Source organism: Marinobacter koreensis (assembly GCF_023156285.1).
GTDB lineage: Bacteria > Pseudomonadota > Gammaproteobacteria > Pseudomonadales > Oleiphilaceae > Marinobacter > Marinobacter koreensis.
In genome coordinates, this window is sequence record NZ_JAKZAJ010000001.1 from 939828 (window position 1) to 959922 (window position 20095).

A 20095-nucleotide genomic window follows, 5' to 3' on the forward strand; every position below is an offset into this window, starting at 1 on the left:
ATACAGTCCTGCTTTCGGTTCAGTTTCTACATTATCAGGAGAGTGCCTCGGCACCAACATCCGTAGTGACCGGGGTCCCGGCCGACTTGCCCGAGCCCAGGCGGATCGCGTTCAGTACCACGATCAGAGAGCTTGCGGACATACCAATGGCCGCCAGCCAGGGGGGCACCTGTCCGGCTATGGCAAGAGGCAGCGCGCCCAGATTGTAGACCAGGGCCCAGGCGAGATTCTGGCGGATCACCCGGCGTGTCCGCCTGCTGACTTTCAGGGCATCCAGCAGCACCATCAACTGGCTGTTGAGCAGCACGGCATCGGCTTTCAGTTGGGTCAGGTCAGCTGCTGTTCCCATGGCCACCGACACACCGGCGCCGGCCATTGAAGGCAGGTCATTCAGCCCGTCACCGACCATTATGACCCGGTGGCCCTGATCCCTGAGGTCCTCAAGTACGGACAGCTTCTTTTCCGGTGATGCCTGGCCAATGGCCTCGTCAATGCCCAGAATTCCGGCAATGTGCTGGACATGGCTGGACCGATCACCGCTGAGCAACATCGTCCGGATGCCCTCCCCCTGGAGGGCCTGAATCACTGCCTTTGCATCTTCTCTGGGCTGGTCGTCGAGCTGGAATCTGGCGAGCCATGCATCATCGGAGACCAGCCAGACTTCCAGCCCCTGGCCCGGTTCATGATCCGGTGGTGGTGCACTGGTATGCGCCAGGACGAAGTCGAAATGCCCGATGGCATAGGCTTTTCCATTGCGTTGACCGGTCAATCCGCCACCCAGGTGATTCTCGACGGTCTCCATTGATGCCGCCGGTACGCCATGAAACACCCTGGCAATCGGATGTTCGGAATGACCTTCCAGCCCGGAGGCCAGCGCAAGGCAGTCTTTGTCGCTGGGCTCAGCGAGCGTTTGTGTGTTAACCAGGGACAGCTCGCCGCGGGTGAGCGTACCGGTCTTGTCGAACACCACCGTATCGATGTCGTTCAGGGATTCAATGGTGTGGCCACGAGTCGGCAGGAAGCCATCGCGACGCAGCTTCATGGTGGCGGAAGTAATGGCGGTCGGGGTCGCCAGAGACAGGGCACAGGGGCAGGTGACCACCAGAACGGAGAGCGTGATGTCGAAGGCGTTATGCGCGCCGGCCAGCAACCACCCGATCCACACCAGCGGAGCAAGGATCAGGACCCGGGCGACAAACTTGCCGGCGATCCGGTCCGCCATATGGGCAACCGGTGGCTTCTCGGCCTGGATCCGGTCCAGGATTCTGAGAATCCCGGACAGGCGGGTCTGCGCCCCGGCCTTTTCTACGCGTATGTCGAGGGCATTTTCTCCATTGACACTGCCAGCATGGACCACATCCCCGGGCCCTCTGGATTCGGGCAGATACTCACCGGTCAGGGCTGCCTCGTTGAGCGTCGACTGCCCGGACAGGATTATGCCGTCCACGGGCAGTGTCTCCCCGGGGCGGACCCGGACAGTATCACCGGCCTGAAGGTCGTGCGTGGGAACCAGATCCGCGTCCTCTCCGGCGACGCGGATTGCCACCGCTGGCTGGAAGCCGGCCAGTGCATTGCCGGTCAGGCCGGCCCGATAGCGCGCCATGACTTCCACATAACGGCCAAGCAGAAGGAAGAAGGTGAACATGCAGACGGATTCAAAGTAAACCTCTTCGCCACCCACGATGGTTACCCAGGCGCTGGCGGCATAGGCCAGGCCAATCGCGATGGCAACCGGAACGTCCATGGTGAGGTGACGACTGCGAATATCCCGCCGTGCGTTCCGGAAGAAGGGCCGGGCGCTGTAGAACACAACAGGGGTTGCAACCAGGAGACTGAACCATCGGAAAAACGTGACGAACTCCGGCGAAAGCCCGTTGATCATGTTGAAATACAGCGGGAACGCCAACATCATGCTCTGGAACGATCCAATGCCGGCAATGGCCAGGCGAATCAACATGGATCGGTGTTCCGCCTTGAGTTGCTTCTCCAGTTCATCGGCTTGGTAAGGGCGGGCCGTATAACCGAGCTGATGAATGGCGATCAGCAGGTCGCTCAGCCTGGTTTGTTCCGGAGACCAGACCAGGGTTGCACGCTGGGTGGTATGGTTCACATTGAAATCCAGCACACCGGGCTGCTTTTTCAGGTGATTCTCGAGTAGCCAGATGCAGGCAGCGCAGGTGATGCCCCCAATCAATAGCTGGGCTTCCTGGCCGGCTTTGACAGCGGACACGAAGGACTTCTGAACCAGTGGGTGGTCCAGTTCCCGGAGCCGATTGAGTTCAGCGTCGCTCAGCTCCCGAGGGGTCGCTGCCGGTTCGGTACGGAAGCGGTAGAAGCCATCCAGGCCCTCCTGGCGGATGGTTTCGCAAACAGCCTTGCAACCGCGGCAGCAAAAATGCCGGAGCTCACCATCAAGCTCCAGAGTTATGGGCGGGGAACCGTCTGCCGGCTCCCCGCAATGGAAGCAGGGAGTGATACTCACCCTTGAATGGGCTTGTCAGCCTGTAGTGTGAGAGTTGAGCCCTCTGCGGGCAGCTGGAGCTCACCTTTGATCTGCCAGTCATCGGCGGGATCACGCAACATGTAGTACCAGCGTCCCTGGATATCTTTCAGCAGCTTACCCGAATACAGCCCGTTGCCGTTCGAATTGAACTGGATCGTCCGGTCACGCCCGGCGAGCGTCGGGTGGTACAGGGACAGTATCAGGTACTGGTAATCGGCAGGGCCCTGATCGGATTTGAGCCTGAGTACAAGGTCCCGCCCTTCGAAGGTCAGTGCCCCGACCATGCCCATCGTGTAGGCCTTCTCATCCTTCTTCAACTCCATGTTGATGGCCAGGCCTTTTTTGGAATAGTCGTCTGTCACCATGGTGTCTTCGACATTGGCGGCAATGATGATCATCACGACGCCCCAGACAATGGTAATCAGGGGAAAAAACGCGATGAACCAGAACCAGGGCTGTCGATACCATGGGGCGACCGGGGCGTTAACGCTCATACTGAACTGTCTCTCAAGGGTGAATGTTGGTCACATGTCCGCACTCAGCGTGTGGGACCGACAAATCGGCTTTCAGTTTCAAGATTCAGCGAAGAATCGGTCTGCGATTTCGCGAAGAACCGGATCTTGCTGTTGGTCTCCGAGATTGCGTCCGGCGGAACGTCAACCACCGTGGGTAGCGACCGGTTCTCGCCGCTTTGCACGGTCACCTGTGTGCTGGTCAGGATACGGATGCCTTCGAGGCCATTCACCGAAATAGTAAAGGTCTGGGGCACTTCCGTCATGTTTGCGATTTTGAGGGTGTAGGAATTCTCGATCCGGCCCTCGCCATTGAAACTGTAGAGTGACCCGCGATCCCTGAGCGCATCCATCTGCCCCGGTACCCGGGTGGCCAGGGTAAAAATGATGGCGCCGATCATGGTCAGGAGAACAGCACCGTAACCAAAGGTCCGTGGTCGAAGAAGCTTCGACGTCTTACCTTCCAGTTCGTTCTCGGTAGTATACCGGATCAGGCCTGTTGGATAATTCATTTTCTCCATGACCTGGTCGCAGGCATCGATACACAGGGCGCAGCCAATACACTCGTACTGCAGACCATCCCGGATGTCGATTCCGGTCGGACAAACCTGCACACACTGTCCGCAATCGATGCAATCGCCCAGGCCGACCTCGGAAGGTGCCACGCCTTTTTTCCGACTGCCCCTCGGCTCACCACGGTTCGGATCGTAAGAGACGACCCGGGTATTGGGGTCGAACATAACGGACTGGAAGCGCGCATACGGGCACATATAAAGACAGACCTGCTCTCGCATCCAGCCAGCATTCAGATAGGTCGCCACCATGAAAAAGGCCACCCAGAAATACGCCCAGCCGTTCGCCTGCAGCGTGAAAAGATCGACGATCAGCTCACGGATCGGATAGAAATAACCGACGAACGTGAGCCCCGTCGCCAGTGCTATCAGGAGCCAGATGGCGTGTTTCGCCGATTTCTTGAGTAGTTTCTCCGAGGAGGTCGGGGCCCGGTCCAGCTTCATTCGCTTGTTCCGGCTGCCCTCAATACGCTCCTCCACCCACATGAAGATGAAGGTCCAGACGGTTTGTGGACAGGTATAACCGCACCAGACCCGGCCAAACAGGGTGGTGATGAAGAACAGTCCAAAGGCACAAATGATCAGCATGCCCGAAAGCAGGATGAAATCCTTGGGATAAAAGGTCGCACCGTAGAGGTGGAATTCACGGGCCGGAAGGTCGAAATGGATCAATGGCTGTCCGTCGATGGTGATCCATACGAACAGAAAGTACATTCCCATGAGAGCCATCAGGCTGACGTTGCGAATTCTCTGGAAGAAGCCCTTAACCTCTTTCACGTAGATCTTTTTGCGACTGGCATAAAGCTCTACGGTCTCTGCTTTTTTGTTTTTATTGGAGGGGTCAGAGGAAGGGTCAATCTGTTTGACCGGAATCTCACTGCTCATCGTTACCTCCCGATGAAATGGTAAAGCGGGGAGCGGGCCTCGGAGGGTCTGCGGATCTGTTCAAGCCTGTGTCCGCGGAGCGCGGGCACAGGGTTGAAAAGACCCGGCCAGAAGCTATCTGGCCGGCTTTTTTCAGTTGGACAGGCTGTACACGTACGCAGCCAGAATCTGGATCTGATCATCGGTCAGACGACCCTGCTGGGCAGGCATCTGATTCTGACGGCCATTCATGACCGTTTCCTTGATCCAGTCGTAGGTGGAGCCATACAGCCAGGTGTTGTCCGTCAGGTTCGGCGAACCGATCCCCTGGTTACCCTTGGCATCGGCACCGTGACAGCCGGCACAGGCCTGTGCAAAGACGGCTTCACCGGCTTTCGCGGCTTCTGCGTCCTTTTCACGACCGCTGAAACTGAGGACGTAGTTCACCACCTGGTCGACCTGCTGGTCGGTCATTGAAGGCATCAGGCCTTTGGCAGGCATGTTGCCCATGCGACCGTTCTTCAGGGTGTGCAGGATGTTCTCCGGCGCGCCACCGTAGAGCCAGTCGTCGTCAGTCAGGTTGGGGAAGCCCACCTGGCCGCGAGCGGCGCTGCCGTGGCATACCGCACAGTTGTTGGCAAACAGACGCTGGCCGATTTTCAGGGCATCTTCGTTCTTCGCCAGTTCAGGCACAGGCGTGCTGCCGTACTGGGCGTAGATTTCACCGTATTTCTCTTCGGCCGCAGCAACCTCTGCTTCCCACTGGTTGTGGGACGTCCAACCCAGCAGGCCCTTGAAACTGCCCAGACCCGGGTAGAGGGCCAGATAGCCCAGACTGAAAATACAGGTAGCCAGGAAGAGGTAGAACCACCACTTGGGCAGCGGATTGTCATACTCTTCAATGCCGTCATAGGAATGACCGGTGGTCCGATCCGTTTCGACGTCGGTGGTCTGGCTCTTGCGAGTTGCAAAGAGAAGCCACATGCAGCCGAAAACAGTACCGAGCACGATCACGCTGATCCAGACGCTCCAAAAGGTACTCATTGCTTTTTCTCCGTTTTTTCCTGTTCGAGAGTACGCTTGTCTACTTCGTCGTCGCTGAACGGCAACTGTGCAGCCTCATCGTTTGCCTTTTTCCGGTGGGAGCTGTAGGCCCACCAGATAATGCCGATGAAGACTGCCATGATCAGCAGTGTGTGATAGCCGCGTAACTCATTGATGTCCATTGGAATCACCGCTTCTCAGAAATGACAGTGCCAAGATGCTGCAGGTAGGCGACCAGGGCTTCGATTTCGAATTTACCCTTTACCTCGCTCTCAGCATTGGCAATCTGCTCATCCGTGTAGGGCACGCCGAGTGTCTGCAGGGTCTTCATCTTGTCGGCCGTCTTGGTGTAGTCCACCTTGTCTTCGAACAGCCACGGGAACGCCGGCATGATGGATTCCGGCACGACACTCCGGGGATCGTACAGATGCTGGCGCTGCCAGGCATCGGAGTACCGACCGCCGACACGTGCCAGGTCTGGCCCTGTACGCTTGGAACCCCAGAGGAACGGCCGGTCGTAGACGAATTCGCCGGCAACGGAGTAGTGGCCGTAACGCTCGGTTTCGGAGCGGAACGGGCGGATTTGCTGTGTGTGACACACGCTGCAGCCTTCACGGATATAGATATCCCGGCCTTCCAGCTGGAGCGCGGTGTAGGGCTTGAGGCCCTCCACGGGTGTGTTGGTTTCTTTCAGGAAGAAGAGGGGAACCACTTCCACCAGGAACCCACCACTGATCGTCAGTACGATCAGGAGGATCATCAAACCAAGGTGCTTCTCAATAAGTTCGTGTTTCATCTGGTTCTTCTCCCTCAGGCAGCCTGGGCTGCTGCGTTATCCTGGGCAACCGCCTGCTTCTGGCGAACGGTCATGTAAACGTTCCAGGCCATGAGCAACATGCCGCTCAGGAAGATTGCACCACCGATCATGCGTACCAGATAACCGGCGTGGGAGGCTTCAACCGATTCCACGAAGCTGTAGGTCAGGGTGCCGTCTTCGTTGACCGCACGCCACATCAGGCCCTGCATGATGCCGTTAACCCACATGGCAACGATGTAAAGCACGGTGCCGACGGTGGCCAGCCAGAAGTGAACGTTGATCATGCGGATGCTGTACATCTCGACCATACCCCAGAGGCGCGGAATCAGGTGGTACATGGCGCCAATGGAAATCATGGCAACCCAGCCGAGGGCGCCGGAATGAACGTGGCCGATGGTCCAGTCGGTGTTATGCGACAGGGCATTGACGGTCTTGATTGCCATCATGGGGCCTTCGAAGGTCGACATACCGTAGAACGACAGGGAAACCACCAGGAAGCGCAGGATCGGATCCGTGCGCAGTTTGTGCCACGCGCCCGAGAGGGTCATCATGCCGTTGATCATGCCGCCCCAGGAAGGTGCGAGCAGAATCAGGGACATGATCATGCCTGCTGTCTGAGCCCAGTCTGGCAGGGCAGAGTAGTGCAGGTGGTGGCCGCCGGCCCAGACATAGGTGGCAATAAGCGCCCAGAAGTGAACGATCGACAGGCGGTAGGAGTAGACCGGACGGTTGGCCTGCTTGGGAACAAAGTAGTACATCATGCCCAGGAAGCCGGCGGTCAGGAAGAAGCCAACCGCATTGTGTCCCCACCACCACTGCATCATGGCGTCGGTGACGCCGGCATACGCAGAGTAGGACTTGAAAGCGCTGGCGGGCAGTTCCAGGTTGTTACCGACGTGCAGGACGGCAACGGTAATGATGAATGCGCCGTAGAACCAGTTTGCAACATAAATGTGCTTGGTCGCGCGCTTCATGATCGTGCCGAAGAAGACCAGGGCATAGGCCACCCAGACAATTGTGATGGCGATATCGATCGGCCACTCAAGTTCTGCGTATTCTTTACTGGTCGTGAAACCCATTGGAAGGGTGATGGCTGCCGCTACCAGGATGGCCTGCCATCCCCAGAAGGTAAATGAGGCAAGACCGTCAGAAATCAGCCGGGCCTGACAGGTTCTCTGTACCACATAGTAGGATGTGGCAAACAGAGCCGATCCGCCGAACCCGTAGATTACCGCGTTGGTATGCAACGGACGGAGTCTTCCGAAGTGACTCCAGGGAAAGTCCAGATTCATTGCGGGCCACACAAGTTGGGATGCGATCAGCACGCCCATACTCATGCCAACAATGCCCCAGACTACAGTCATGATGGCGAATTGTCTCACCACCTTGTAGTTGTACGTCAGGTTTGCATTTACTGTGCTCATAGCCTTACCAATGGGTTTAGGATGGGGAATTATGCGGAGGCAAGTATGGATAAAGCATTGCATCTTTGCAATGACTCAGATCAAAGCCTGACATCCGTCAAATTCCCCGAAATCAGTGGTCTGGAGCGGATTCCAGGCGCTTTCCGCCTCGCGGTTTTCCGGAAATGCCCGTAATGTTTGTGTCTTCCCTGTCATGATAGCTCCCATGAACCTTAAGGTGGTTGAAGTGAAGTTGATTAAGACCAATTGCTATGTAACCAGTCCCGACGTAGTCCTTCTTCTGGCACATGGGGCGGGAGCCCCCGCGGATTCCGACTTCATGGAACAACTGGCGGCGGCTCTCGATGAGGAAGGTGTGGCGGTTGTCAGGTTCGAATTCCCCTATATGCAGAAAAGGCGGGAAGACGGGCGTAAACGGCCTCCGGACCGCCAGCCTGTGCTGATTGACTGTTTTTCAGGAACGTTGGCTCAGATCCGGGAAGAGGTTGGGGAGTCGGTCCCGATATGGGTCGGGGGAAAATCCATGGGGGGGCGGATGGCCAGCATCCTGGCCAGTTCCGGTGCGTCCGTTGATGGCGTGGTGTGCTACGGCTATCCCTTTCATCCGCCCGGCAAGCCCGACAAATGGCGAGTGGACCATTTCCCTCAGGTCCAGTGTCCGATGTTAATCCTGCAGGGGACCCGCGATCCATTTGGCAAAGCCGAGGAGCTGGAGGAGCGTCAGCCGGAACTGGGCGGGTGTTCCATCACGTGGCTCGACGGAGGAAATCACGACTTCCAACCACTCGCACGTTCCGGGCGAAGCCAGAATGACCTGATTCGGAAAGCCGCCAGGCAGACGCGGCTCTTTATCCGGCAGGCCCGGGTTCCAGGTCTGTGATCACGGTCTCCGAGATGACCACCCGATTGCGACCGGAGGATTTCGCTTCGTAGAGAGCATCATCGGCTCGCCGGAAGAGCTTGTCCTGGTCTTCAGCCGTCCGCAGCTCGGCAATACCTGCACTGAGCGTCAGATTGACGGCTGTTCCGTCCGGGCTCTCAATCGGGACATGCCTTATATCGTGCAGTATTTCCGAGCATACCTTTTCTGCCCCCTCGCGGTCGGTTCCCGGTAGCAACAGGGCAAATTCCTCGCCGCCAAAGCGGATCGCGACGTCGCGAGGCCGCTTGGTATGCCGGGTGAGAACATCGGCGATGCGCCGCAGGCACTCATCGCCAAAACTGTGGCCCCAGGTATCGTTGACGGATTTGAATCGGTCCGCATCAATCAGCGCCAGGGAGAGCGGGTTTCCTGTTCGACGCGCTTCCGCACAGAGTTCCGGCAGGCAGTTGTCCAGGTGGCGTCGATTATAGAGGCCGGTCAGTGCGTCATTGAGTGAAAGGGTGGAAAGACTCCGGTTTGCTTTTTCCAGCTCGCGCATGGCCTTTCTCAACTGGGCCGTCCGCTCATGTACCTGGACTTCCAGTTCTGTGCGGGCATTGTGTTCGACGTCCAGCAGCTTCTGGTTAAGGAGTCGCCAGCGCTGCACCATGGCGTAGTTGAGAAGAATCACCTGTCCGCCGATTGTGACCTGCATCAGGGACTCACTGGCCAGGAAATCCGTCAGATAGCCAAACGCCGCGAGCGCATAGATCAGGCCGCCCAGGAGCATGACCATCCACGCCAGCAGGTACCAGATTGCCGGCTGATATCCCTGCCGCCAACGGACCGCAGCACAAACGAACAGGCTGGCGATCACTGCGAGTGCCAGGACCGTATTCGAGATAATGGTCTGGTGGTAGGGTAGAAAAAGGGTGGCTGTCACCGCCACGACACAGGCCCAGGCCTGGAACTTCAGTGTCCGGTCGGCCGCAGAACCCCGGATGACTTCCAGGAAGGATCGCCCGAAAAGCGTCATGGCCAGGGCGCAAAACCCGAGCAGCAGAGGGATGGCGGTGTTTGCAAAGTCCGGGTTGTCTGGCCAGAAATACTGGTTAGCAAAGCCGCCCATTGCGAACAGGAACAGGCCCATGCTCGCCATATAAAAGGCGTTGTAAAAATAGTAGAAGGTACCCGAACTGAAAAATAGCAGCAGATTGAAAGCGGCAAAGATTGTGACAGCGCCGTAAAACAGTCCATGGGTCAGCGTCAGATGGTTGCTGCTTTCGATCACTTCCTGTGGGGTTTCCAGCGTCAGCGGTATATTCAGGGCGCCGCTGCTGTGAATCCTGACGGTAATGTCCGTGGTTTCCCCCTGATCCAGGGTGACGGGGAGCAGGAAATATCGATAATCTATGCCCCGCGAAGAGAAGGGCCGGCGGTCACCGGTGACAATCGGCCGGGTATCCCGGAAGGGACTCGATTGCCAGAAAGTGACCTCATCCAGTAGCGGGTAATTCAGCTTGAGGTACCAGCGGAATTGTCCGGCGGATCGGTTTGTCAGATGCAGGCGAAGCCAATACGTGGACTCGGTATGACTGAAGACCAGGTCATGACCATTCGCACGGGTCCACTCTATCCCACCTGGCAACTGATCAGGGGCTTTTGCCTCATAGGCCTGTTGTCCGGGATCCGCAATGTGGTAGCACACATACTGCATCAACCGGACCCGTGCGGAGGGGTTAGAGACATCCAGGGTGGGGCATCGGTCCTGGCGTGCCATGCTGTCAGCAAGCGACGGCCCCGCAAGGCTCAGCAGCAGAACGAACGACAGCAACCGCGTGATAAGTGCCATACGGGCATCCACAGAGAAAAACAGAGTCAGAGTGTAGCCAAGGTACACAGCTTACACTGTTAAACAGATTCAAATTTGCGGCTTGGTGTCGCACCCGATCAGGAGCACCATGGAACAGATTCTTGCATTTTGCCGCCCGGGGTTTGAGGCGGAGGCCGGGCAGGAGCTGGTCGATTCGGCCATGTCGGCGGGACTTTATGGGTATTTTCAGCCCGAAAGGGATCGCGGGCTGGTCCGATTTTACCTGACCGGGCCGGAGCAGGCGGAGGCGCTGCTGGATCGGGTCGGGATCGAAACCCTTGTCTTTGTCCGGGATTGGCTGATCGTCCTCGATACCCCTGAGCTGCCTCCCGAGGATCGCGTTGGAGCCGTCATCGAAGCCCTGAAAACGCATCGCTCGGCGATGCCCCGTTGCGACAGGGTCGAAGTGCGGTTACTGGAGAACAACACGGATCGGGATCTTGGTAACTTTGCCCGCAAGTGGGTGGCTCCCCTGTCCCGGGGCCTGCGGGGTGCCGGTCTGATGGATGAGCCTGATTCCGGAGCATCCGCTCGTCTCGAAATCATTCTGCCTGACTTTACCCAGGCCATCATTGGCTTCAGTTTTGCTGAAAATCGAGCCCGCTATGCGGGTGGTATCGTCCGGCTTCGGCTGCCGGCTTCCGCACCGAGCCGGTCTGCCCTGAAACTGGAGGAAGCGTGGAAGGTGTTCCTGCCTCCAGAGCGGGAGCTCGACTACATCGGGGGCGGGAAGACAGCGGCCGATCTCGGCGCGGCGCCCGGGGGCTGGACCTGGCAACTCGTCCGTCAGGGGATGTCGGTGTACGCGGTGGATAACGGCCCCATGAATGCGGATTTGATGGCTTCGGGGCAGGTCGAGCATGTCCGGGCGGATGGCTACAGCTGGCGTCCACACCGCGGGATTGACTGGATGGTCTGCGACATCGTGGATCAGCCGCGGAAAACCGCTCACCTGGTGGTGGACTGGATTGGCTCGGGCCTTTGCCGCTATACCGTTTTCAATCTCAAGCTTCCGATGAAGAAACGGTACGAAGAATGGCTGATCTGTCGGGATATCCTCGTCCAGGGGCTCAAGGCCGCCGGTATCGGATACCGGTTGCAGGCCCGACACCTGTACCATGATCGCGAGGAAATCACCTGTTTTATTGAGCGAACCGGTTAGGCAACATACTGTTCCAGCACGGTGATGCTCTCGTCACGATCCATCATGGGAATCAGTTCGGCCATCAGCTGCTTGCGCTCTTCTGAGTGGTACCACCGGTCCCAGTCGGCTTCGGAGCGCCAGTTGGCCAGCGTGATCCGATGATCCGGATCGTGGGCATCCAGCAGGGTCTCGCCTGAAATGAAGCCCGGGGCAGAGACCGCGTGCTGTAGAATAATGCGTGCCTGAAGCTCGTAATTGGATTCCAGTGATTCGGCAATGTGACGTTCGATCAGAACCCGTATCATGGTGATCCTCCTTTTTGACAACCACCCTAAACACGACTTTAGCATCGATTGTCGAAAAATCAGCCTACTCGGACGGGAGAGAAGACGTTGACCACAGATCACTTTGACGCTGAGCTTGATGCCCGGGGATTGTTCTGTCCCGAGCCAGTCATGCTGCTCCACAACCGGATCAACGATGTCGAGCCGGGCGGCGTTCTTCGAATCGTGGCCACCGATCCATCGACCACCCGGGACATTCCCCGTTTCTGCCAGTTTCTTGGACACGAACTGCTTTCCCGGACTGAGCAGGACGACGAATTTGTGTATCTCATACGGCGTGGCGATCAGGTCTAGAGCGCCCGGGCCACTGAGTCGAGATGATCGAGAAACTGATCCCGGTCCATCTCGCCGAGAACACGCTGGTTTTCCAGCTCCTTCCCTCGTCCGTTGTAGAACAGGATGGCCGGTGGGCCGAAGATGCCCAGCTCGTTGAGCAGCGCCTGTTGCTCGGGTGTGTTATCCGTGATGTCCAGCTGCAGGAGGGTGTAGGGCCGCAGGGCTTCCTCGACACGCCCATCACTGAATACCGTCCGTTCCATGACCTTGCACGAAATACACCAGTCGGCATAGAAGTCCAGCATGGCTGGTCGTCCCTGACGGTTGGCCTGATCAAGCAGTTCACGCAGCCGGTCCGGTGAAGTGACCCGCTGGAAGTCGGCACTGGCAGACGGGAGATCGCCCGCTCTGGCCATTGATGATCCCGTAAACGGTGCCAGTGGTTTTAACGGATCCGATGCACCACTGAGGGCGCCGGCAAGGAGAGCGAGCCCATAGGCAAACAGTACCAGTCCGAGCCCTTTGCGAGTGCGCTCCCAGCCCGCCTTCGCCGCGTCAAAGGCGCCGAGCTGGACGCCGGTAATGCCGACAAGGAGGCCCCACAGCAGCAGCGTGAGCCAGGCGGGGACCATTCTCTCCAGAAGCCAGATTGCGACGGCCAGCATCAGGACGCCGTAAAAATGCTTCACGGTCGTCATCCAGCGACCATTGGCGGGAAGCATCCGGCGCCCGCCGACAGAGACGAGGATCAGTGGCACACCCATGCCGAGTCCGAGGGCGAAGAGGGCCAGTCCGCCGATGGCGGCATCCTGGGTGGTAGAGATGTAAAGCAGGCTGCCCGCCAGTGGCGCCGATACACAGGGCGACACAATCAGCGCCGACATGGCGCCTATCCCGAAAATACCCGCCACGCGGGACGGGCTCAGCCGATGGCTGGCGTTGTTCAGCGAATCCCTCAGGAATCTGGGAAGCTGGATATCAAACAGGTCGAACATCGACATCGCGAACAGGACAAAGACGACGGCAAATGTTCCCAGAATCCAGGGCGATTGCAGCTGCGCCTGCAGGTTGAAGCTTGCCCCGAGCAGGCCAGTGATCACGCCGGCCGCTGCATAGGTCAACGCCATGCCGAGCACATACGTTATTGCAAGGAGAAGGGCATGCCCGGTGGTGCGGGTGTTATGCCCCGAAACCAGCGTTGAGATGATTGGCACCATCGGCAGGACACAGGGGGTGAAGGTCAGCCCCAGGCCCAGCAGGAAAAACAGACCGACGATGACCGGTGCCGAACTGCCGGCGAGAAAGCCTGCAAGGCCGGTGGCGGACTCGGTGTCCAGCGGTGCGGCGGAGCCGGCGGGCGGCGAGGAGTCGCGGGTTGCATCCGATGGCGCCACAGCCGAGGCGCCGTCGCCGGGATAGTAGAGAACATCCCGGGTCTGGGGCGGGTAGCAGAGGCCAGCTTTTGCACAACCCTGGAAGGTAACCCGAAACGTCGCTTCCGTGGTCCCTTCCGGAAGGGTAACGGGCATTCGTGCAGTTACCGGCTCGTAGAACACCGTGACTTTGCCAAAGTAATCGTCCTCGGTGATTTCGCCGTCCCGGGAAAAGGCGAGAGGGCCGGTTGAAACCCCGTCGGTTGATGCCTCCACCGAAATACGCCCCTTGTAGAGGTAGTACCCCGGGGCCACGTCCCAGTTCAGAACGAGCGAACCGCTCTCAGAGGTGTAATTGAACGCCAAGGCCTTTTCCACCGGCAGGAAATCGTTGTCGGTGCTGAAGAAGCCGGAGCCGGAGTTGCCGAGAGCGGAAGCGCTGGGAGCCAGAAGGAACAGTATGAGGCCCAGGATCACCAGGGTCACGGCTGGTTTTGACAGATTACGGTCGGCCAGAGTTTTGGCAGTCATCTGGATTGCAAATTCCTGTTGATCGTTTTTGGGCGAACCTCATGTCGCCCGCGAGTGACATCGTTCCGGTGGCAAAGTTCCCACTGGTCTGGTATTAGGCCGGGTAAAGTCGCACAATAGCCTCCCAATGAACCACAGTCCGAACGATCTTATCATGCTGTTCAATGACCTGTTCCGGGAAGATTACCGGACAATTCTGGTCAGGGGCGGCTCAGAACCCGAATACCTGCCTGCGAATCAACCGGAGGGCCTGGCGCAGGTCGTGTTTGCGCATGGCTATTATGCCAGCGCGTTGCATGAAATCAGCCATTGGTGTATCGCTGGGGCCCATCGTCGTACCCTCCATGACTACGGTTACTGGTACTGTCCCGATGGCAGAACACCGGAACAGCAGGAGGCCTTCGAGCAGGTCGAAATCAAACCCCAGGCCCAGGAATGGCTGTTTTCCCTGGCGGCGGGCATTCGATTCCACATCAGTGTGGATAATCTTTCCGGGGGTGGTGCCCGGGACGAACAACGGTTCCGGAACAATGTACTGGAACAGGCAATCCAGTATCGGGAACGGGGTCTTCCGGAGCGCGGACAACGGTTTTTCGAGACACTGCAGTCATTTTACGGAACCGCACAGGATTTTGATGAATCCTGGCGGCGGGACGTTCGACGTCTGGTTCCATCCCATTCGATTTCCGACAGATCAAGGAATACAGAAGCTGTATGACATCTGACCCAAAACATACCGGTGACCTCAAGTTCAGCGATCTTAACCTGGACAAACGCTTGCAGGAGGCCATCAAGGCGATCGGCTTTGAATACTGTACGCCGATCCAGGCCGAAACGCTGCCCTGGACGCTGGCCTGCGAAGATCTGATTGGCCAGGCCCAGACAGGTACCGGTAAAACGGCTGCGTTTCTGATCACCGCCATTCAGGCGCTGCTCGAGACCCCGATTCCGAAGGAGCAGCGTTTTGCCTCCGAGCCACGGGTGCTGGCGCTGGCACCTACCCGCGAGCTGGCATTGCAGATTGCCAAGGACGCTGAACAGCTGTGCAAGCACACCGGCCACAATGTCGTGACCGTGGTCGGGGGAATGAATTATGACAAGCAACGGGATCAACTCCAGAACGACATCGTCGATATTCTGGTGGCTACGCCCGGTCGCCTGATCGATTTTCTCGGCTCGCAGGACGTCTTCCTGGATCAGATCGACATTCTGATCCTCGACGAGGCCGATCGGATGCTCGACATGGGCTTCATTCCCGATGTGAAGCGCATCATCCGCAAATGCACGCCCAAGGACGATCGCCAGACGCTCCTGTTCAGCGCCACCTTTAACCAGGACGTTCTCAATCTCGCCTCCATGTGGACGCGGGATGCCGAGTTCGTGGAGATCGAACCTGAGCAGAAGACCGCCGAGAGGGTAGAGCAGAGCGTCTACCTCGTCGGGGAGGACGACAAACTCCGCGTCCTGGTCAATTACCTGAAACGTCCGGAAGTCGACAAGGCCATCGTGTTCGCCAACCGGCGGGACCAGTGTCGTGATCTGGAGGAAGACCTCAAGAACCAGGGGGTCAAGGTGGCATTGATGTCGGGTGAGATTGCCCAGAACAAACGCCTCCGGACCCTGGACCAGTTCAAGAAAGGCGGCATTCAGGTTCTGGTGGCCACCGATGTGGCCGGACGCGGAATTCACGTCAACGGCGTGACCCATGTCTTCAATTACAATCTGCCGGAAAATGCCGAAGACTACGTGCACCGGATCGGCCGAACCGGCCGAGCGGGGAGTACCGGTGTTTCCGTGAGTCTGGCCGATGAGGACGACTCCTTCGCGCTGCCCGCGATCGAAAAGTACATCCAGCAAAAACTGAAGACCGAAGTACCAGGTGAGGATCTGACGTCGCCGCTGGAGAAGCCGCCGATCACCAGGAAGCGAGGCGGGCGCAGAGGATCGGGAGGCCGGCCTCAGGGCGGACGCGGTCCCCAGAGATCACGAAGAAACTGAGCCGGGGCGGGAAAGACGACCAATGCTGATTGTAGCCGACGAGAATATTCCCCTGCTGGACTCCTTTTTTGGTGATATCGGCGACATACGGCGAGTACCCGGCCGGAGCATGAATGCAGAGGACGTGCGGGATGCCGACATCCTTCTGGTTCGCTCTGTTACCCGGGTCGGCCGGGAATTACTGGAAGGCAGTCGCGTCCGGTTCGTGGGTACCGCAACCATCGGGACCGACCATGTCGACGTCGACTGGCTCAGGGAACAGGGCATCTATTTCTCTGCGGCGCCGGGCTGCAATGCCAACAGCGTGGCGGAGTACGTTCTCTCCACGTTGTCACTCTATGCGGAGCGGAAAGGTCTCGCCGACTGGAGCGATCTGAGCGTCGGCATCGTCGGGGTTGGCAATGTGGGCGGCCAGCTGGCATCGATCCTGGGCCGGCTGGGATTTGAGGTTCGCCTGTGCGACCCGCCCCGGGAAGAGCAGGAAGCGGATCAGGCCGGCGAGTTTGTGAGTCTGGCCGAGGCCCTGGAGTGCGATGTCGTGACGCTTCACACTCCGCTGACCCGTTCATCAGAGCACGCGACCTACCACATGATTGGCGCATCGGCGCTGGCAACGCTCACCTCGGACCAGTTGCTGATCAATTCGGGCCGGGGCGAGGTTGTCGATGGTGCCGCGCTGAAGCAGCGACTGCTGTCAGGCGATGCGCCGCTGGTGGCTCTGGATGTCTGGGAGAGGGAGCCCCGGATCGAACCGGAACTGGTTGACCTTGTCTGGCAGGCAACACCTCATATTGCGGGCTACAGTCTGGAAGGGAAGGTGCAGGGCACCGAAATGGTGTACCGTGCACTCAGCCAGTTTCTCGGGTTGCCGGTTCGCAAAAAGGCCGGGCAGTTTCTGCCGGAGCCGCCCCTGAACAAGGTATCGTTCACCGGATCGGTGGAGGAGGGGCAGGCTATCCGTATTGCCCTGAGGTCCTGCTACGATCCCCGCCAGGACGACGCCCGGTTGCGTCTGGCCATGACCGGCAGCCTGGAGGAACGGGCCGAGGCTTTTGACCGCCTTCGCCGTGATTACCCCGTTCGTCGGGAGTGCTCCAGCCTCAAGGTTCAGTTGAAGGGATCCAGTCGATCGCTGCAGGACAAATTCCGGGCGATTGGTTTCAAACTGAAAATCTGACCGTTCCCGCCTCTCATCTATATGCCAAAAGGGGCGTCCCTGCCCCGCCTGTCTTACAGTTTGGCACTCTGAAGGGCTGCGATCCGCTCCTCCAGGGGAGGGTGGGTCATGAACAGGGCGCCGAGGCCGCCACGAGCCCCGCGGTTGATTCCAAAGGCCTGCAGACTGTCCGGCATCTGATCCGGCACCTCGCTTTCCTGCTTGAGGCGCTGGAGTGCCTGAATCATGGAAGACCGACCCGCGAGCTGGGCGCCGGCAATATCCGCCCGGTATTCCCGGCGACGCGAGAACCAGAATACGATGGTACTGGCCAAGATCCCGAGAACCAGTTCCGCCACCATGCTAACCACGAAGAAGCCAATGCCGTGGCCCTGTTCGTTGCGGAAGACAACGCGGTCGACAAACGATCCGATCACCCGCGATGCGAAGATCACGAAGGTGTTCACCACGCCCTGAATCAGGGTCAGGGTGACCATGTCGCCGTTTGCCACGTGGCCGATCTCGTGGCCCAGCACGGCTCGGATTTCATCCTTGTTGAATCGCTCCAGCAGGCCCTGGCTTACCGCAACCAGGGCATCGTTCCGGTTCCAGCCGGTGGCGAACGCATTGGACTGTGAGGCCGGAAAGATGGCGACTTCTGGCATCTTGATACCCGCCTTGCCGACAAGGTCTGCGACCGTTTCCATCAGCCAGCGCTCCGCCGGCGTCCTCGGAGATTCGATTACCTGCGCACGTGTGCTCCATTTCGCCATCGGTTTGGAAATGAGCAGCGAGATGAAAGCACCGGCGAAGCCGAAAACGGCTGCAAACGCCAGCAAAGAGCCGTAATCGATACCATTTTGTGCCAGGTAACTGTCCACACCCAGCAATCGCAGCGTAAAGCTCGCAACCAGAATGACCGCGAGGTTGGTCGCCAGAAACAGCAGTATTCGCATGTTAATTCCCGGATCTTCCAGTCAAAGAAATAATTCACCCATCTGACCGCTATATGCGGCCCGGGTTCAGGCGTTCAACAAGATTACGGCGATTTAATATTTCAGGCGTCGGCAAAGAAGGTTGCCTGGACTATCTGGCTGATCCGGGCGGAATGCCCCGACTTCAGGGATTGGCGGATGAGATGGATATAGGTGGACAGATCGCGCCGGACCGATTGTGGTAGGGCGGACTCCTCTCCGCTATCGACACCGGCGGCATCGACGAGCGCCGCGGGCGCAGGGGCGCTCAGGCGGATAAAGGCCTCACGGGTCAGGACGGCCTGATCCAGCGCTTCCTGGCGGATCGTGTCCACATAACGAAGCAGGCCCTCTTCCTCCAGCCACAGCAGGGCACCGAAGCAGGCCATGTGGCGCTTGCTGTGCAGCCCGAATTCATCCGGTTCATCCGGGCCCGCAATGTCCTCGACGAACAGATTGATCCGGCGGGGAAAAACGCTGTAGAGCTGGGCCAGAGCGATTGCTACGTCCCGGTAGAATTCTTCCACGTGAATATCTGCCATGATGTTCCCCGGTTACTGCTGGTATTTTTCCAGGAAGTTCCCCAGACGGCCCATGGCATCGTTCAGGGTGTCGGCACGGGGCAGGAAGACCACCCGCAGATGCTGCTTGTCGTCAATGTTGAACGCAGAGCCCTGAACAAGCAGGATTTTTTCCTGCAGGAGCAGGTCCAGCACCAGCTTTTCGTCATTCACGATGGGGAAATGTTTTGGGTCCAGCTTCGGGAACAGGTAGAGCGCCCCTTTGGGTTTGACGCAGCTCACCCCGGGGATATCGTTCAGCATCCGCCAGGCGGTTTCCCGCTGTTCGAACAGGCGCCCTCCCGGGGCGACCAGGTCGTTGATTGACTGATAACCGCCCAGGGCGGTCTGGATGGCCAGCTGGGCCGGTACATTGGCGCACAGCCGCATGTTCGACAGCATTTCAATGCCTTCGATAAAGTCCGTTGCCCGATGTTTGGCGCCGCTGATGATCATCCAGCCCGACCGGTAACCCGCAGCGCGGTAATTCTTCGACAGCCCGTTATAGGTGAGGAACAGGACGTCGTCGGCCAGCGATGCGGTGGATACGTGCTCGGTGCCGTCGTACAGGATCTTGTCGTAGATTTCGTCGGACAGGACGATCAGGTTGTGCTGACGCGCCAGCTCAATGACCTGTTCCAGCAGTTCCGTCGAATACACCGCCCCGGTCGGGTTGTTGGGGTTGATCAGGACAATCGCTTTTGTGCGACGGGTGATTTTCTTGCGGATATCGTCAATGTCCGGAAACCAGTCCTGCTCTTCGTCACAGCGGTAATGCACAGGCTTACCACTGGACAGGGTAACCGCCGCAGTCCACAGGGGGTAATCCGGTGCCGGAATGAGGACTTCATCGCCGGTGTTCAGCAGGGCCTGCATGGACATGACGATGAGCTCGCTGACGCCGTTGCCGAGGTAGATGTCATCGATATCGACCTTATCGATGCCACGCTGCTGGCAATAGTGCATCACCGCCTTTCTGGCCGAGAACAGCCCTTTGGATTCGACGTAGCCCTGGGCCTGGTGCATGTTGTAGATGACGTCCTGCTGGATTTCTTCAGGTACATCCAGTTCGAACGCCGCCGGGTTGCCAATGTTCAGTTTCAGGACCCGATGACCTTCTTCCTCGAGCCGACGCGCCTCACGCAGAACCACCCCCCGAATTTCATAGCAGACGTTATCGAGCTTGGCGGACTTGTAGTAGTTCTGCATGGGACTGGATTTCCTTCGGTCTCTGACGGATGAATGCCTTTGTGGTAAGGGCTGTCGTT

At 58.4% G+C, this 20095-nt stretch carries 19 protein-coding genes; 6 read left to right on the forward strand and 13 right to left on the reverse strand.

All coding sequences use genetic code 11. The features are described 5' to 3' along the window. Positions 1–34 precede the first annotated feature (34 nt). From MLD04_RS04520 to ccoN, 7 genes are all read right to left on the reverse strand, one after another. Positions 35–2482, reverse strand: coding sequence for a heavy metal translocating P-type ATPase (locus MLD04_RS04520; protein WP_248155143.1), 2448 nt, complete (start codon positions 2480–2482; stop codon positions 35–37). Next, positions 2479–2997: a FixH family protein gene (locus tag MLD04_RS04525; protein WP_248155145.1), complete on the reverse strand. Its 519-nt coding sequence runs from the start codon at positions 2995–2997 to the stop codon at positions 2479–2481. Before MLD04_RS04525 ends, MLD04_RS04520 begins: the two co-directional genes overlap by 4 nt. A gap of 44 nt (positions 2998–3041) precedes the next feature. Next, entirely contained in the window at positions 3042–4472 is a 1431-nt protein-coding gene (ccoG, locus tag MLD04_RS04530) for a cytochrome c oxidase accessory protein CcoG (RefSeq protein WP_248155147.1), read from the reverse strand. 132 nt (positions 4473–4604) lie between these two features. After that, positions 4605–5495: a cytochrome-c oxidase, cbb3-type subunit III gene (gene ccoP, locus MLD04_RS04535; protein ID WP_248155149.1), complete on the reverse strand. Its 891-nt coding sequence runs from the start codon at positions 5493–5495 to the stop codon at positions 4605–4607. Further along, positions 5492–5677 (reverse strand): CcoQ/FixQ family Cbb3-type cytochrome c oxidase assembly chaperone, encoded by a 186-nt coding sequence (locus MLD04_RS04540; protein WP_008938649.1) that lies wholly within the window; start codon positions 5675–5677, stop codon positions 5492–5494. The genes ccoP and MLD04_RS04540 overlap by 4 nt, the downstream gene beginning before the upstream one ends. Positions 5678–5682: 5 nt before the next feature. Further along, positions 5683–6291 carry a cytochrome-c oxidase, cbb3-type subunit II gene (ccoO, locus tag MLD04_RS04545; RefSeq protein ID WP_008938648.1) on the reverse strand — a complete coding sequence of 203 codons (609 nt, stop codon included), beginning with the start codon at positions 6289–6291 and terminating at the stop codon, positions 5683–5685. A gap of 14 nt (positions 6292–6305) precedes the next feature. After that, entirely contained in the window at positions 6306–7736 is a 1431-nt protein-coding gene (gene ccoN, locus MLD04_RS04550) for a cytochrome-c oxidase, cbb3-type subunit I (RefSeq protein ID WP_248155151.1), read from the reverse strand. A 226-nt stretch (positions 7737–7962) separates the two neighbouring features. Here ccoN and MLD04_RS04555 point away from each other — a divergent pair, with 226 nt between their 5' ends. Further along, positions 7963–8616 (forward strand): alpha/beta family hydrolase, encoded by a 654-nt coding sequence (locus MLD04_RS04555; RefSeq protein WP_345799603.1) that lies wholly within the window; start codon positions 7963–7965, stop codon positions 8614–8616. Here MLD04_RS04555 and MLD04_RS04560 read toward each other — a convergent pair. Next, positions 8585–10450 carry a sensor domain-containing diguanylate cyclase gene (locus MLD04_RS04560; protein ID WP_248155153.1) on the reverse strand — a complete coding sequence of 622 codons (1866 nt, stop codon included), beginning with the start codon at positions 10448–10450 and terminating at the stop codon, positions 8585–8587. The genes MLD04_RS04555 and MLD04_RS04560 overlap by 32 nt on opposite strands. Positions 10451–10559: 109 nt before the next feature. On the opposite strand from MLD04_RS04560, the gene rlmM reads away from it, so the two are divergent. Continuing rightward, the gene (rlmM, locus tag MLD04_RS04565) at positions 10560–11633 is read left to right on the forward strand and encodes a 23S rRNA (cytidine(2498)-2'-O)-methyltransferase RlmM (RefSeq protein ID WP_248155155.1); all 1074 of its coding nucleotides are present in this window, start codon (positions 10560–10562) and stop codon (positions 11631–11633) included. On the opposite strand, the gene MLD04_RS04570 is transcribed toward rlmM, so the two are convergent. Then, positions 11630–11920, reverse strand: coding sequence for an antibiotic biosynthesis monooxygenase family protein (locus MLD04_RS04570; RefSeq protein ID WP_248155157.1), 291 nt, complete (start codon positions 11918–11920; stop codon positions 11630–11632). The two genes, rlmM and MLD04_RS04570, sit on opposite strands and share 4 nt — an antisense overlap. An 87-nt stretch (positions 11921–12007) precedes the next feature. Here MLD04_RS04570 and tusA point away from each other — a divergent pair, with 87 nt between their 5' ends. Continuing rightward, on the forward strand, positions 12008–12253 hold the full coding sequence (gene tusA, locus MLD04_RS04575) for a sulfurtransferase TusA (RefSeq protein ID WP_248155159.1): 246 nt from the start codon (positions 12008–12010) through the stop codon (positions 12251–12253). Here the strand turns inward: tusA and dsbD are convergent. Beyond that, positions 12250–14139, reverse strand: a complete 1890-nt coding sequence (dsbD, locus tag MLD04_RS04580; RefSeq protein ID WP_248155161.1) for a protein-disulfide reductase DsbD — start codon at positions 14137–14139, stop codon at positions 12250–12252. The two genes, tusA and dsbD, sit on opposite strands and share 4 nt — an antisense overlap. 127 nt (positions 14140–14266) lie before the next feature. Between dsbD and MLD04_RS04585 the strand changes: the two genes are divergently transcribed. The 3 genes from MLD04_RS04585 to pdxB are packed head-to-tail and all read left to right on the forward strand — an operon-like array spanning position 14267 to position 17314. Continuing rightward, complete coding sequence (locus MLD04_RS04585) at positions 14267–14857, forward strand: elongation factor P hydroxylase (RefSeq protein WP_248155163.1); 591 nt, start codon at positions 14267–14269, stop codon at positions 14855–14857. Further along, a complete protein-coding gene (locus MLD04_RS04590; protein ID WP_248155165.1) occupies positions 14854–16137 on the forward strand; it encodes a DEAD/DEAH box helicase in 1284 nt (427 codons plus the stop codon). The genes MLD04_RS04585 and MLD04_RS04590 overlap by 4 nt, the downstream gene beginning before the upstream one ends. A gap of 22 nt (positions 16138–16159) precedes the next feature. After that, a complete protein-coding gene (gene pdxB, locus MLD04_RS04595; RefSeq protein WP_248155167.1) occupies positions 16160–17314 on the forward strand; it encodes a 4-phosphoerythronate dehydrogenase PdxB in 1155 nt (384 codons plus the stop codon). Between the two features lie 53 nt (positions 17315–17367). Here the strand turns inward: pdxB and htpX are convergent, their stop codons facing one another. The 3 genes from htpX to MLD04_RS04610 form a co-directional block, all read right to left on the reverse strand. Beyond that, positions 17368–18249, reverse strand: coding sequence for a protease HtpX (gene htpX / locus MLD04_RS04600; RefSeq protein WP_248155169.1), 882 nt, complete (start codon positions 18247–18249; stop codon positions 17368–17370). Positions 18250–18350: 101 nt separating this feature from the next. Beyond that, the gene (locus tag MLD04_RS04605; protein WP_248155171.1) at positions 18351–18809 is read right to left on the reverse strand and encodes a hypothetical protein; all 459 of its coding nucleotides are present in this window, start codon (positions 18807–18809) and stop codon (positions 18351–18353) included. 12 nt (positions 18810–18821) lie between these two features. After that, positions 18822–20036: a pyridoxal phosphate-dependent aminotransferase gene (locus MLD04_RS04610; protein ID WP_248155173.1), complete on the reverse strand. Its 1215-nt coding sequence runs from the start codon at positions 20034–20036 to the stop codon at positions 18822–18824. Positions 20037–20095 lie beyond the last annotated feature (59 nt).